The 14,891-nt window shown below is 39.5% G+C and carries 13 protein-coding genes and 1 tRNA gene; 11 read left to right on the top strand and 3 right to left on the bottom strand.

Going from position 1 to position 14,891, the window contains the following annotated elements; all coding sequences use genetic code 11:
• Positions 1 to 109: 109 nt before the first annotated feature.
• The 8 genes from M0R16_10305 to M0R16_10270 all read left to right on the top strand — a co-directional run bounded on the left by M0R16_10305 (position 110) and on the right by M0R16_10270 (position 9,337).
• Entirely contained in the window at positions 110 to 292 is a 183-nt protein-coding gene (locus tag M0R16_10305) for an ArsR family transcriptional regulator (GenBank protein ID MCK9613272.1), read from the top strand.
• Between the two features lie 134 nt (positions 293 to 426).
• Positions 427 to 795 (top strand): hypothetical protein, encoded by a 369-nt coding sequence (locus M0R16_10300; protein ID MCK9613271.1) that lies wholly within the window; start codon positions 427 to 429, stop codon positions 793 to 795.
• A gap of 230 nt (positions 796 to 1,025) precedes the next feature.
• On the top strand, positions 1,026 to 1,574 hold the full coding sequence (locus M0R16_10295) for a cation transporter (GenBank protein ID MCK9613270.1): 549 nt from the start codon (positions 1,026 to 1,028) through the stop codon (positions 1,572 to 1,574).
• Between the two features lie 23 nt (positions 1,575 to 1,597).
• Positions 1,598 to 1,840 carry a hypothetical protein gene (locus M0R16_10290; GenBank protein ID MCK9613269.1) on the top strand — a complete coding sequence of 81 codons (243 nt, stop codon included), beginning with the start codon at positions 1,598 to 1,600 and terminating at the stop codon, positions 1,838 to 1,840.
• Between the two features lie 8 nt (positions 1,841 to 1,848).
• On the top strand, positions 1,849 to 2,733 hold the full coding sequence (locus tag M0R16_10285; GenBank protein ID MCK9613268.1) for a T9SS type A sorting domain-containing protein: 885 nt from the start codon (positions 1,849 to 1,851) through the stop codon (positions 2,731 to 2,733).
• A 28-nt stretch (positions 2,734 to 2,761) separates the two neighbouring features.
• Positions 2,762 to 6,580 (top strand): efflux RND transporter permease subunit, encoded by a 3,819-nt coding sequence (locus tag M0R16_10280; protein MCK9613267.1) that lies wholly within the window; start codon positions 2,762 to 2,764, stop codon positions 6,578 to 6,580.
• A 4-nt stretch (positions 6,581 to 6,584) separates the two neighbouring features.
• On the top strand, positions 6,585 to 8,030 hold the full coding sequence (locus M0R16_10275; GenBank protein ID MCK9613266.1) for a TolC family protein: 1,446 nt from the start codon (positions 6,585 to 6,587) through the stop codon (positions 8,028 to 8,030).
• 11 nt (positions 8,031 to 8,041) lie between these two features.
• Positions 8,042 to 9,337, top strand: coding sequence for an efflux RND transporter periplasmic adaptor subunit (locus M0R16_10270; GenBank protein ID MCK9613265.1), 1,296 nt, complete (start codon positions 8,042 to 8,044; stop codon positions 9,335 to 9,337).
• A gap of 1,064 nt (positions 9,338 to 10,401) precedes the next feature.
• On the opposite strand, the gene M0R16_10265 is transcribed toward M0R16_10270, so the two are convergent.
• On the bottom strand, positions 10,402 to 10,638 hold the full coding sequence (locus M0R16_10265) for a hypothetical protein (GenBank protein MCK9613264.1): 237 nt from the start codon (positions 10,636 to 10,638) through the stop codon (positions 10,402 to 10,404).
• A gap of 214 nt (positions 10,639 to 10,852) precedes the next feature.
• On the opposite strand from M0R16_10265, the gene M0R16_10260 reads away from it, so the two are divergent.
• The 3 genes from M0R16_10260 to M0R16_10250 all read left to right on the top strand — a co-directional run bounded on the left by M0R16_10260 (position 10,853) and on the right by M0R16_10250 (position 13,857).
• Positions 10,853 to 11,326, top strand: coding sequence for a hypothetical protein (locus M0R16_10260; GenBank protein MCK9613263.1), 474 nt, complete (start codon positions 10,853 to 10,855; stop codon positions 11,324 to 11,326).
• Positions 11,327 to 11,672: 346 nt separating this feature from the next.
• The gene (locus tag M0R16_10255) at positions 11,673 to 12,317 is read left to right on the top strand and encodes a DUF6266 family protein (protein ID MCK9613262.1); all 645 of its coding nucleotides are present in this window, start codon (positions 11,673 to 11,675) and stop codon (positions 12,315 to 12,317) included.
• A gap of 100 nt (positions 12,318 to 12,417) precedes the next feature.
• A complete protein-coding gene (locus M0R16_10250; GenBank protein ID MCK9613261.1) occupies positions 12,418 to 13,857 on the top strand; it encodes a hypothetical protein in 1,440 nt (479 codons plus the stop codon).
• 314 nt (positions 13,858 to 14,171) lie between these two features.
• Here M0R16_10250 and M0R16_10245 read toward each other — a convergent pair.
• Together M0R16_10245 and M0R16_10240 are read right to left on the bottom strand one after the other, a co-directional pair.
• Positions 14,172 to 14,245: transfer RNA gene (locus tag M0R16_10245), tRNA-Arg, on the bottom strand.
• Positions 14,246 to 14,294: 49 nt separating this feature from the next.
• Positions 14,295 to 14,810, bottom strand: a complete 516-nt coding sequence (locus M0R16_10240; protein MCK9613260.1) for an isoprenylcysteine carboxylmethyltransferase family protein — start codon at positions 14,808 to 14,810, stop codon at positions 14,295 to 14,297.
• Positions 14,811 to 14,891 lie beyond the last annotated feature (81 nt).

Below are 14,891 nucleotides of genomic sequence, written 5' to 3'. Positions count from 1 at the left end.
ATCATTCAACCTTGGTACTGAAATTTTAACTATTTTATTCATTATTATGTTTTTTGCATTCAAATAGATTATATCTATGTAAACTAATAAACACATGAATTATTAAACAATGAAAGATAAAACCCTTTATAACCTTCATGCAAATATCTGCAACGCTATTGCAAATCCTATCAGACTAGAAATTATAGATATTTTAAGCACCCGTGAAATGACATTTGGAGATATTCTTAACGAAACAGCCGTTTTGAAATCAAATTTATCGCAGCATCTCTCCCTCATGGTTACAAGTTAAGGGCCAAAATTGAGTTTCTTTCAACTAGAATAACAATAAAACAATAAATTTCACGTTGTAATATTTAGTAAATCAAAACCATAACATTCTTTCCGTGATTAAAAAGCAGTATATTTGTCATTATTTGTTTGTATATGTTTAAGAAAGTGGGCCATATTTTTCTTACTATTCTGGTGTTTATATCCACCACCGGTTTTACCATAAACAAGCATTATTGTGGCACTCGCTACTATAAAACTACGGTTGATATTCAGGTTCGTTGCTGCAAAGGCCCTTGTAAGGACTGCCACAACGATGTAAAATTTATAAAAATAAAGGATTATTTTCAGACGGCTACTTTTGATTTAAAGGTGATCCCGGATTTTTTCGTTTTTAATACACCTTTTAATTCGTCAAAGATTTCAGAATACATATCAGATCCTTTTTTTTATATTTTCTCTTATATTTCTCCGCCATTGAAATTCCTTGGGAATATTGATTTTCTGCAGGTTTTTCGCTTCTGAACTTTTTCTTTTTTAACATTTTTGTTTGATAGATCATCAAAAACACGCCGTTTTCTATGGCTTACATTTTATTGAATTTATCAACAAATTTCGTTAGTCTGACATTTACCCCTAAATGTAACTTATTAAATTAGTTTAAACTATTTTCTTTAAACACATTTAATATCAATTTAAATAAAATTCGTAATTAAAAAAGTATCTTTAACATCAATTCGAAATATAATAAAAAAATGAAAACAAAAAAATCAGTTTACAAAACAGCGATAACTTCGGTTCTTCTTGCAATATTATTGTTGTCTTTCGGAACGGCTTACTCGCAATGTTGTGGGGGTAGCAATCGCTCCTCATGTAAAACTTCCGCCAATAACACGGCAGGCAATGAATCTGAGGCAGTATTTTATGAATGTCCTATGCATGCGGATATTACTTCAAAAACTCCCGCTAACTGCACAAAATGCGGAATGGCCTTGGAGAAAAAATCAGGCATTACGTCTATAACTTCAAACAACAATGGCATAACCGAAACCTTTGGTGTCAAAGGAAAATGTGGCATGTGCAAAACAACAATCGAAAGTGCCCTGAAGAATAAAAAAGGCATCATTTCATGTACATGGGATTTATCAACCAACAAACTCTCTGTGACTTACATCCCTGAAACCATTACTATTGAAAAGATTCATCAACTGGTTGCCGATGCAGGCTATGATACCGATAAAATAAAAGCATCCGATAAAGCATACAACAAGCTTCCCGCTTGCTGCCAATATCAAAGAAATTAATTATAATCTTAAAAATCAAATCTATGAAAACAAAATTCAATTTCCTAGCCATCGTTGGCATCGTGTTGATGCTTGCGTTCACTGCTTGTGGTTCGCAGGATAATAAAACCACCTCCACCGAACAAAACTCAACGAATGCAAAAGCGCTTTATACCTGCCCTATGCATCCCGAGGTCAGAAGCGATAAACCGGGCAAATGCCCTAAATGTGGCATGGATCTCGTAAAAGTCGAAAAGGAATCTGATACAGCCATTGTGAAAAATTAAACTTTAAAATGAAAAGGGTAATTCAATCTGTTTTATTTGCATTTATTGCAAGTTCATGCTTTTCCCAGATTCCTAATTCAGGTTTTGAGACCTGGACAAACATGGGTGCTTACGAAAACCCGGCTTCATGGGGTACGATGAACAATGCCACTGCGCCTTCAGGAATTTTTACTGCTACAAAAGCTGCACCGGGCAGTCCTGGTTCATTTTACATGAAACTTACTTCAAAGACCATAGGAGGTAATGTGGCTAATGGCATTGCTGTTAGCGGCATTTTGGACACAATAGAGAAAAAACCTAAATCTGGATTTCCTTTTGCATTACGCCCTCAAACTTTCACGGGCAAGTGGCAGCACATGATCTATGGAAGCAGTGCAGGCGCTGTCACGGTTTTTCTCACAAAATGGAATACTTCGCTGGTGCAAAGGGATACGGTTGCGTTTGCTAACTACAGCTTATCCGACATGGCGATGAGTTGGGCCAATTTCAGCATCAACTTTAATTACCTGTCCGTCGAATTCCCGGATACCTGTGTCATTTTTTTAAGGGCGAGCGGTTCCAGCCCAACGGCAAACGATTATCTTTGGGTGGATAACCTTTCTTTTTCAGGTTCGGTATCAGGTATTTCGGAAACTGAAGGATCAGGATTTTCATTAAATGCATTCCCCAATCCGGCAAACGATCAAATTGAGTTTACCTGTTCAGCTTCCTTTCATAGCGGCGATAGGATGATCATTTCCGATATGTATGGTAAAGTTGTTTTCGATAAGCCGGTCAGCGAAAGTTCTGTAAAAATCAACACATCTCATTTTGCAAACGGCACTTATGTTTGCAAACTTGTCAACAACTACAACGTGCAGTATTATACTGATAAATTTACAATACAGCATTAAGGCATATCTACAAAAATAGAGAACCACCATGTTAAACAGGATAATCAAATATTTTCTCGAGCACAGGATGATTTCCATGCTTTTGTTGGTCATCTTTATTGTTTTGGGTATAGTTTATGCTCCTTTTAACTGGCAAACTGGTTCCTTCCCCCGCGATCCTGTTTCTGTCGATGCCATTCCTGATATAGGCGACAATCAGCAGATTATTGCAACGGAATGGATGGGGCGTTCCCCAAAGGACATCGAAGATCAGATCACTTATCCGCTCAGTTCGGCTCTTCTTGGAATTCCTGGTATTAAAACCATACGCAGCACCTCAATGTTTGGGATGTCCTTCATTTATCTCATTTTTGAAGATAATGTAGAATTTTACTGGAGCAGGTCGCGCATTCTTGAAAAACTGAATTCTTTACCAGCCGGTACATTGCCCGAAGGTGTCAAGCCTGCTCTCGGTCCTGATGCTACAGCCATCGGTCAGATTTTCTGGTACACACTCGAAGGCCGGGATACGAAAACAGGCAACCCGACCGGCGGTTGGGACCCGCAGGAATTGCGCACCATACAGGACTATTTTGTCAAATACGCTCTTTCATCAGTCAACGGGGTCTCTGAAGTTGCCACAATAGGCGGTTTCGTAAAAGAATATCAGGTAGATATTGATCCTAATGCTATGAAATCGTTCAACGTAACGGTCATGGATGTCATGAATGCAGTCCGCAAATGCAACCTTGATATTGGGGCCGAAACTATTGAGTTCAACAAGGTCGAGTATGTCATACGTGGCCTTGGTTATGTAAAAAATCTAGACGATGTAAAACAGGCGGTCATCACAGTTCGCAACAATATTCCTGTTCGTATCAGTGATGTTGCTAATGTCAGTTTTGGTCCGGCTCCCCGGCGTGGCGGTCTCGATAAAGACGGTGCCGAAGCTGTGGGAGCTGTCGTTGTAGCAAGGTTTGGTTCCAATCCGATGGAAGTTATAAATAATGTCAAAAACAAAATATCAGAAATTGCTGACGGCCTCCCTTCAAAAACTTTAGCAAATGGACAGGTTTCCCGTGTAACTATAGTCCCGTTTTACGATAGGACTGCATTGATTAAAGAAACCATAGGAACCCTTGAATATGCCCTTTCGCATGAAATTCTCATTGCTATCATTGTTATTATTGTTTTGGTTTTAAATCTCCGGGCATCAGCAATAGTATCTTTCTTTTTACCTGTAGGAGTTCTAATGACATTTGTTGCGATGAAATGGATGGGCATTGATGCGAATATTGTCGCTCTTTCCGGAATAGCAATTGCCATCGGTGTTATGGTTGATATTGGCATTGTTGACGTTGAGAATATCATCCGGCATCTTGAGATGCCGGAGAATATTAACGTGCGTGGTAAAAATATGATCCGTGTAATCTATGAGGCCACATCTGAGGTTAGAACAGCTGTTACAGTAGCCCTTGCCACTACCATAATAAGCTTTTTACCTGTGTTTACGATGGAGGCAGCTGAGGGTAAACTATTCACTCCCCTGGCATTCACAAAAACAATTGCCTTGCTTGCTTCCTATATTTTAGGTATGATTGCCTTACCTACATTGACATACTATCTGTTTTCTTTTCGTCTCGATAAAAATAAGGTCCGCAAAATTTTTAACGGGATACTTATCGTTACAGGTGTATTTTTTGCCATCCTTTGGGGAACTTGGGCAGCGCTGGCATTAACTGCCGTCGGGATAAATAATTGGCTTACGTTTCTCTGGCCTGAAAAATACAAAAAATTCACTAACTACATTAATATTGCTATCGCTTTGCTGGTAGCATTGTACTACCTTTCTATTGAGTGGTTGCCGCTGGGGGCGCACAACAGCAATTTTGCAAATTTCCTTTTTGCCGGAATTCTTATTGCTCTCATTTTAATACTACTATCGTTGATTGTTCATTTTTATGTTCCCATACTAAAGTGGGCATTGCGCAACAAATGGAAATTCCTTGCTATACCCTTGTTCACCATTTTCTTTGGAATTTTGGCGTGGCAGGGAGCGCACCGGATTTTTGGGTTCATACCCGCCTTTGTGAAGAACACGGCAGTATGGCAAAGTTTCGACAGAACATTCCCGGGATTTGGAAAAGAGTTTATGCCTTCTCTTGACGAGGGGTCATTCTTATTGATGCCAACTAGTATGCCTCATGCTGGCATTGAACAAAATCAGGAATATGTTGAGCTGCTCGATAAAAGATTATCCGCTATTCCTGAGGTTGAACAGGCTGTTGGTAAATGGGGTCGTATAAACTCAGCTTTAGACCCTGCGCCTGTACAAATGTTTGAGAATGTAATTAATTATTTGCCTGAATACATACTTGATGAGGATGGACATCGTATGCAGTTCAAAACAGATCGTGATGGTGCATTTATTCTTCGTGATGGCTCAACCTATGATCCTGACCGTGATGGTTTCAGAAAAATAAATAAGGAACAGCTCATTCCCGACAATAATGGAGATTACATGCGTCAGTGGCGTCCTGAGATCAAAACACCTGATGATATCTGGAACCAGATTGTAAAAGTTACAGACATTCCCGGTTTAACATCTGCACCTCGACTGATGCCAATACAAACCCGTTTGGTAATGCTTTCAACCGGTATGCGTGCTCCTATGGGTCTTAAAGTATTTGGCCCCGATCTTGAATCCATTGAAAAAGCAGGTATTATTCTTGAAAACGAATTGAAAAAGGTTCCGTCAATTCAGGCATCATCTGTATTTTACGACCGTGCTGTAGGTGCTCCTTATCTTGAAATAAAACTCAATCGTGAGGCCATTGCACGTTATGGTATGACAGTGCAGGATGTTCAGGAAGTATTGCAAGTGGCTGTTGGTGGAATGGCGCTCACAAATACAGTTGAAGGTCGTGAACGGTTTCCCATTAGAGTAAGATATGCCCGTGAATTGCGCTCAACCCCGGAGGAAATAAAGAAAATACTTATTCCTTCCATGACAGGTGTGCAGGTTCCATTGGGTGAATTAGCAGATATAAATTACACCAGAGGGCCACAAATGATCCGTAGCGAGAATACATTCCTTAACGGTTATGTTATTTTCGATAAAATTACCGGTAAAGCAGAGGTTGATGTGGTCGAAGAGTCTCAAAAGTTTTTAAAAGAAAAGATTGACAAAGGAGAAATTGTTCTACCTGCTGGTGTAACCTATAAATTTGCTGGCAACTATGAGCAACAGATCAGGGCAACCAATCGCCTTCTTATTGTAATCCCTATCAGTCTGTTACTGATATTTCTTATCCTGTTTTTCCAGTTCAAAACATTTACTGCATCTTCGATACATTTTTCAGGTGTATTCGTTGCGTTTGCCGGCGGTTTTATCATGCTGTGGCTTTATAGCCAGCCCTGGTTTTTGAACTTCTCTGTTGCAGGTGTTGATATGCAGCGTTTATTCCAGGTACACCCCATCAATCTGAGCGTGGCGGTGTGGGTTGGCTTCATTGCCCTTTTTGGTATTGCCACAAATGATGGGGTCATAATGGGCACTTATATTCATCAGGTTTTTGAGAAAATGCATCCTGCTTCGGTTCAGGAAGTTCGTGATGCGGTTGTAATTGCGGGTAAGAAAAGAGTGCGCCCTGCTATGATGACCGCTGCTTGTGCCATTATAGCTTTATTGCCGGTACTTTCTTCCACGGGCAAAGGTTCCGATATCATGGTCCCTATGGCAATTCCAGCTTTTGGTGGTATGGTCATTCAGCTCATGACAATGTTTGTAGTACCCATTCTGCAATGCATCTGGCGCGAAAGAGCAGCAAAAAAACTTCAGGCAAAAAATCTTATTGCAGAAAATTAATAATATGAAAAACCTGAAATTCTATATCATCCTGCTTGCTGTTATTGTTACTGATCAGCGCTGTTTTTCTCAGAAACCAGATACTGCTTTTCTAAATACCTACCTTGTGCTAGCTGCAAAAAATAATCCCGAATTAAAGGCAGCTTTCAATATGTACCTGGCCGCTTTAGAAAAGGTCCCACAGCTTGGCTCATTGTCCGACCCCACTTTTTCTATGGGTGTATTCATTCAGCCTATGGAATTAGTAGACGGCAACCAAATTGCTGATTTTCGTCTTATGCAGATGTTCCCTTGGTTCGGTACGCTCAAAACAGCGAAGGATGAAGCATCCATGATGGCAAAAGCAAAATACGAAGAATTCAATACAGTAAAAGCCGATTTGTTTTTCAGGGTAAAATCTAGCTGGTACCAGATATTAAAGTACGATCAGGAAATAAAGTTGCAGCGGGAGAATATAACACTGCTCGAATCATTGGAACAAATTGCGATGATTAAATTTCAAAATCCGGCAGGAAGTAGTAATGATCAGCAATCTCCATCGACTTCTGGTAATGCGGTCAACCCTCCAAATACCCAGAGTAATAGTGTTGGAAGCATGGGGGGGGGCAACATGCAGACCGGCTCTGGTAATAACCAGCAGTCCGGCAATATAATGCCTTCAGGAACTTCATCTAGCATGGGGGGAAATGACCAGTCGGGTTTAACTGACGTTTTGAGGGTAAAAATGGAGATCCTTGAACAGAAAGATCAGTTAGCGCTTTTGTTGGATCAGAAAAAAACTGAAGAAGCCAATTTTAATGCACTCCTGAATCGGGATCAAAACATCGAAGTAAAAATTAATGATTCTATTCAGTTGAATACACTATCTCTCGGGCAAATAGCATTAATTGATACTACCCTTTCAAAAAACCCTATGCTTGCTATGCTTGATGCTGAAAGCCAGTCTTATCTCTTAATGCAGAAAAAAGCCCGCAAGATGGGTCTGCCTATGTATGGCATCGGGGTCGATTATAGCTTAATTCAAAAACGTGATGGCAACTCTTCCATGATGAACGGTAAGGATATGGTAATGCCTATGTTCAGTATAACCTTGCCCATCTATCGTAAAAAATACAATGCAATGCAAAACGAGGCAAAGTACATGTATGAAGCAACTTTACTGGAAAAGGAAAATACGAAAAACATGTTGCAGGTTCAGTCACGACAGGTAATACAAGATTTAACGGATGCATTAAGACGTGTCCGGTTATACACTGAATTGGTCTCTCTTTCAAAGAAAACCTCTTCACTTTTGCTTTCAGGATATACCACCGGGGGCACTAGTTATGAAGAAGTTTTGCGGACGCAATATAAAGTTCTTGATTATAACTTTAAATATATCGATGCAATAATAGATTATAATACTGCCGTGGCTAGGGCGGAAAAACTCATGAACTCGGTCAATTATTAATTGTATAGGCTATGAAAGCAAAAAAAATCTTTCTTAATAAATATACCATCGGAATAGTTCTATTGTTTGTCGGCTTATTCCTTGGATGGTTATTCTTTTATCATTCTTCCTCAAATACAAATACAGTATCAGAGCAAACAGATTCAAAACATTACATCTGGACATGTTCAATGCATCCGCAGATCAGAAAGGATAAGCCAGGCCAGTGCCCCATTTGCGGCATGAATCTGATTCCTTTGCAAAATCAGGGTGAAGCTGTGGATAGTAATGCAGTTGCAATGAGTGAATCGGCAATGAAGCTTGCTGAAGTACAGACTTCTATTGTTGGCCGTGGTCGCGTGATAAAAGAAGTGAAACTATTTGGAAAGATACAGGCAGACGAAACCTTATTGCAGTCCCAAACGGCAAACATTTCGGGACGAATTGATAAACTTTACATCAATATTACTGGTGAGAATATTAGGAAGGGTCAGTTAATCGCCAAAATATATTCTCCTGAATTGGTGACTGCACAAAAAGAATTGCTCGAAGCGGTTACGATGAAAGATAAATACCCCGCTATTCTTGATGCAGCCCGTGAAAAACTTCGCCTTTGGAAATTGAACGATAAGCAGATTGAATCCATTGAAAAATCAGGTGTTGTAATTTCCTCATTTGATATTTATTCATCAACCTCAGGTGTATTGGTACGCAGAAAAGTAAATGAAGGTGATTACGTGAATAAAGGCTCTGTACTTTTTGATGTAGCTGATTTGTCACAGGTCTGGGGAGTTTTTGATGCCTATGAATCTGATCTTGCCTGGATATCTATGGGGCAGAATATAGATTTTACAGCACAGGCAATACCAGGTAAAGTTTTCAAAGGAAATATCTCATTCATTGATCCTGTCATTGATCCTGTTACCAGAGTTACAAGAGTAAGAATTGAAATAGCAAACTACAATATGCAGTTCAAACCTGAAATGTTTCTTAATGGAATTGTTCAGGCTAAATCTATAGGTCCAAATGATCAGTTAATTGTTCCCCAATCTGCTGTTCTTTGGACAGGTACTCGGTCTCTGGTGTATGTTAAACTTCCAAATACCGACCCGCCAGCATTTAAGATGCGGGAGATTACCCTTGGGGCATCTTTAAAAGACTCGTATGTTGTATTGGATGGATTGAAAGAAGGCGAAGAGATAGTTACTAATGGAACTTTCAGTGTTGATGCTGCTGCCCAGCTTGCCGGTAAGCCAAGCATGATGAATCCTAAAAGTGACAGCACCAAAACCCAAAGCCCAAAACCCATGGATGGAATGAAAATGTAATTATTTTCAATCATATTTTTAATGAAAATATTCTTTCCCAATTCCATTTTATTGTATTCTTTCAGAAAATTTGGCAAGTTCAGTATTTCTTTAAGTAAAGCAATTTCTTTTATGTCCGCCGGACAAAATGCTAATGCGCCCTACATATTTTGCCGGCGGACATTTCGCTATTTTGGTTGATTTAGTATCGTTGCAATTATATCATAATAGGAGTTATAAAACAGGCAGGCGTAAGCTACAGGTTAAAGAGATGCACGAGCTTCGCCGCTGGGCGAGTTGAACATAGTTGCTGCCTGTCAGTTATAACAGCTATTATGTAAAATTGCCGCACTTTCCGCCACCCGCAAAAAGCCGTCCCTGCGCATTCTTTTGATATGATTCATGAGGGCTGTCATGGTTTTTGCCAAGCCCAATAGTATCGGTTTTCCAACCTTAATAAAATCAGCAGGACAGCACCTCCCGGTCACAAATACATAAGCAGCAATAATAATTCCCGTAAAAAAGAAAACTTTTACTCACCGCCGAAAAGGCATTATCAGTTCATTCATTACACCTTCATTCCATTCCGCTGACGCTTCCATTACATTACAGCAACGCTACATTTCATTTCAGTTTCATTCATTTCACTCATAATTGCATTTGCCCGCAAAGCTTCAAGTCCTTTCGTCGGCATTGCAGCTTATTCCTTTGTGGCTGCCCATGCTGTCCGCTGATTTTATAACTTGGCAATAATCCCTGATTCGGTAAAGATTTTCGGTTATAATGCCGAAAGAGTTTCTGTTATACGATGCGTAGCAATCGGATATACAGAAACCGGATCGGTATTATTGCCATCAGCACACCGATACTCCCGCAGCACGTGCACAAAACAATGCCAGCCCTCTTTTGGGTATTTTCCAACGCACCAATAATGTATTTTATTTTATTATTCCCAAGCACTCCAACGCTACGGTTTTGTCATGTTTTTTGAAAGCCATGCTGCTACAAGCAAAGCTCCTTCACTTCGTTTTGCTCCACCTCGACAGTCCGCTACGCTTCCTGATCTCGGTTACGCTGCACTCAGTTCACTCGCTATCCTTTCGCAGCCCCACATAATAAAGCAGCTCCATACTTCCGACAGCTATATTATCTTTTCCTACACACATCAAAAAAACACGCCAAAACCCCAGCGTCCACCAACCCCCACCCAACCACCCTTGAAGAGCAAAAAAAATATCTTCAAAAAGCCACAATGTTTTTTTCTGAAGTTCATTAATAAAACCTTCCGCAAAGTTAAGCTGCCACCGCTCTTGCAATGTCAAGCCCTCCGGGTTTTCAAATAAAAATTTTTATTTACCAATAGATTTTCTTTTTAGTGGTATAAAATTTTTTATTCGAAAAACATTGCAATTCAGCAACCGCACCGCTTTTTTACTGCATACAGGTTTATTAATGATATATTTTTTTTATGTGGCGGCGAGCGCAAAGCGAGCCGGGAAATTCAGAAATAGTTATCAATATTTATAAACAAAACCCATGAAAACACAGTACTTTTCAAACTGTTGCACACTCGAAGAAGTGAAGCGCAGATACAAAGAATTAGCATTACAGCACCATCCCGACCGGGGCGGTGATACTGCCACCATGCAGGAGATAAACCTCCAGTATGAAAACATCATGAAGAATCCGTTCTTTTCCTTTGCGGAAAAGTCCGAACAAGACCAGGAAGAATTTATCCGGTACCCGGAGATCATCAGCCAGATCATCGGCCTGGAAGGTATCATCATCGAGTTAATTGGTAACTGGATCTGGCTGAGTGGTAACACTTATCCGCACCGGGCACAATTAAAGCAAACGGGCTTCTATTTCGCACCAAAAAAAGTAATGTGGTATTACAGGCCTCCCGACTACAAAAGTGCAAATAAGCAGCCCAAAACCATTGAACACATCCGCAACAAATACGGCAGTGATATAATCGAAAACCGAAAAGAGAATTTTATTCTGTCATAACGGTAAGGGGGAGCAAAGTAGCTCCCTTTTTTATTCTTTATCCGGTATAAACACCGTCTAAAAGCAGATTTTTTGAAAATTTTCAAAAAAATAAAAAATTATTAAAATTTAATACACAGTATATCAATATAATATAAAATATACCTAAAGAAACACTTCAAATAACTTGCTTTTAGTAATTGTTTATCATATCTTTGTGAAATATTTAAACTTGATGAAAAATCAAAAATCAAAATTTTTCAAGAATTTTTACCCGGAAGTAGGATGGGGTAAGTCCGCATCAACTCCGTATCAAGGCCGCTTATTTTTAAATAAACATAGTATAAACAATTAAAATTTAATTATCATGGCAATTGTACAAAATCCGATCACCGGCAGAACCAAACAGAAATTCGGTACTGCTGTATTTTCAAAACAGTTCAGCAAGAACACAATGCGCACCAAGCCCATTGAAGTAAAGAATCCCAGAACCCCTGACCAGGTGAACCAGCGAAACAAGTTTTCACTGATGGTAGCCGAAGGCCGCAGATTGCTTACCATGCTCAAGGTTTCATTTCAGAACATGACAACTGATATGTCTGCTTTCAATGTCTTTATCAAAAACAACATCAAGACAGCAATCACCGGATTGCCGGGCAGCTATGCAATCGATTATTCGCTACTCCTTATTGCTAAAGGCCCTCTTTACAAAACCTCAAACATCACGGCAGGCAACGAATTGGCAAGTAAAGTCAAAAGGTCATGGATTCCTCCCATTGATCCGGTTGATCCTGCAAACCTCGACCTGTTATATGTTGCTACCTACAACGAAGACAAGAAAGAATGGTTTTACAGTGCTACCACAACCACAAGAATAACCGGTGTTGATCAGCAGGATATTCCTGCAACCTGGGCCGGCGATACCGTTCATGTTTTTTCATTCTTTGTTAACCCTGACGGCAATCAAAGCAGCGACAGTGTTTATAGTGGCACCGTGGAAATTACATTGTAATTTTTTATCGGCAGCTATTTCAAAGGGCTTATCCTGCATGGTAAGCCCTTTTTTGTAGCTTATAAATCAAAACTTTTGTAATCATTAAAATTTTATAATTATGGCACTTATAGTAAATGGTTTTCTTGGCGATGCTATCGGCAAGCTTGGCAACGTAGTTTTCCGCAAGTGGAACGCATTAATCACAGCTTCCAAATATCAGCCCTTGGTTTCAAATCCGAACACTCCTTTACAGCAGCTGCAGCGGTACAAGATCAAAAATCTTTCCCAATTATTGAGGCCTTTCAAAGACAGTATTATTCCTTTGAATTTTAAAAACCGCCAGGGGAGATCAACCACATGGGCTGAAGCTGTCCGGGCAAATTATCCCTTGCTTGATGATAATGGGCACCTGGGCTTTCAGGACATGATCCTTTCGGGCGGTAACTTGCTGCCCCCGGTTATCCTTGAATCGTATTACAATCCCTTCATTAATCAGTTCAGTATTAATTTTGACCTTGAAAATCAGGCGGACATTGGCAGTGGGGGCATCCGTGTAACAGCCGTTGGCCGCAGTCTTATTGACCGTTCATTCAATACCGAAAATATCTGCAAACTACCGTTTAAGAATAGTTTTTCAACTTACATCAATGAAATGGTACTTCCTGACTGGCCATTGAATTTTGATTTCGAAAATGCCTGGTCGGAAGGCATGTTCTTTTATAATATCATTAAAGACCCATCCCGGGATGTTAGGTCATATAGGCCGGCCAATATTGTAAATACTCCATCAGTGGGTGTTTATTTCAGTACGTTTTATAATAGTTATAATTTTAACTTCAATATTGCCAACCGTATTTTAATGCCTAACAACTTCAATGTATTAATTGTTGAGGATGATGGCACTTTTTTCATTAAGATTGGCATAGATCCTTATGCAGGCATCCCCGGCCTTCTCCCTGATGATATTATCTATATTTTACCTTTTGTGTTGACAGCGAACGCCAATCAATATGAAGGCCCTTATACTTTTACAGCACAGACCGGCTTAACTGATTTTCCTTTGCTGGAAGGTGATGAAACAAAGCCTTTTATTTTTTTATATTTCGTGACCGATGCTGCAGGCGTAGTAAAATCAGCACCGGCAAGATTTTATTTTAACCTCCCGGATACGCACACTTTTGCAGAGCTGATTATAAAGCATGGGATGGCTCATCCTGAAAGCATAAAGATTCATGACCCGTATATGGCAATTTGGGGCGATTTAAAAGACTTTATTCCTCCGGACCTGATTGGCACTATTCCATATACGATCCACTCTAAAAACGATACTACAGGAGAGGAAAGGCAGCATGTTATAAGTTCAGACAACCTATTCCTTTGCTCTAAGCTTTTACGTAATCAGGTTTATACCATAACAATTAAAGATGGGTTGACAATAGCAGCTGAGTTTACTGTCATAGGTATTAATGAAGATTATTCTTTTAGTATGGCACACCCAAGGCCTCGTTTTGTTGTTAGATTTCGAGCAGGTAGTGGTTTGGCAGCAAAAGTGAAATAAACTTCATTGTCTTTCATTTAATAAGCCCTTGTATCATAAGTGACCAGGGGCTTATTTTATTCTATGTATTTTGACACCATTTTTGCACCATATTGGCACGCCCCAATAATTCCCCTTGTATTCACTTCTTGTTCCATTTTTGTTATAAAATTCAGGTTTGACGCGGCTTGTTCGCAGTTATGATTTTTTTTATTCGGGCTTCGTCGCGGCTTCGTTGCACCTAGTTCGGATATAATTTACCTTGTGTGTACTTTTGTGTGTACTAAACAAAAAACCACTTACTTTTATTATTTGTAAGTGGCTGATTTTCTGTGTGACCCCGACAGGATTCAAACCTGTAACCTTCTGATCCGTAGTCAGATACTCTATTCAGTTGAGCTACGGGGCCAATGCGGTTGCAAAATTACAATTTTTTAACAACATGCCGAAGAAGAAAATTATTTTTTTCTGAATGTCGGTATCCATCGCGGAACTTTTGAACAATAATCTTTCCAACTATCTCCAAATCGCTTTTCCAGCTGGGGCTCCTCGTAGTTAACCACATAAAGATGTTTTATCCTTAACCATGCAAAAAACCATAACAACAATAAAAGTATTCCATGAAAAAACACTTCACCCGCCAGTGTGATTGTCAGCGCCCACATCATCGGATGCCTTACATAAGCATAAATATTTGTTCTCATAATCTTTTGAGGCGATGAAGTAACGGCTGGAGTTCCTTTGCTGGTAAATATCATCAGAAACCCACAGTAAATGGCAATTATCGCACCTGACCACATTAAAATTTTACTGAGCATTTCGCTGCCTGAAAAACTGTAATACGGCATCCCGTACTTATTTGACAAATGCACTAAAAACTGCGGGATGATGAAAACAATACTGAATGGACCAACAAACCCATATAAGCACCCGTCAATTATTTTTACTGTGAATTTGAGAATATTATTAAACATTTAACCATCTTTTTATGTGTGCAAATTTATATGATTTATTCAGAAATTTATTTAAGAATAAAAAGTGTGAAATTATTTAGA

Source organism: Bacteroidales bacterium (genome assembly GCA_023228145.1).
In the GTDB taxonomy this organism is placed as follows: Bacteria; Bacteroidota; Bacteroidia; order Bacteroidales; family CAIWKO01; genus CAIWKO01.
Note: the sequence above shows the minus strand (reverse complement) of the source record. Positions and strands in the feature narration are given on the sequence as shown.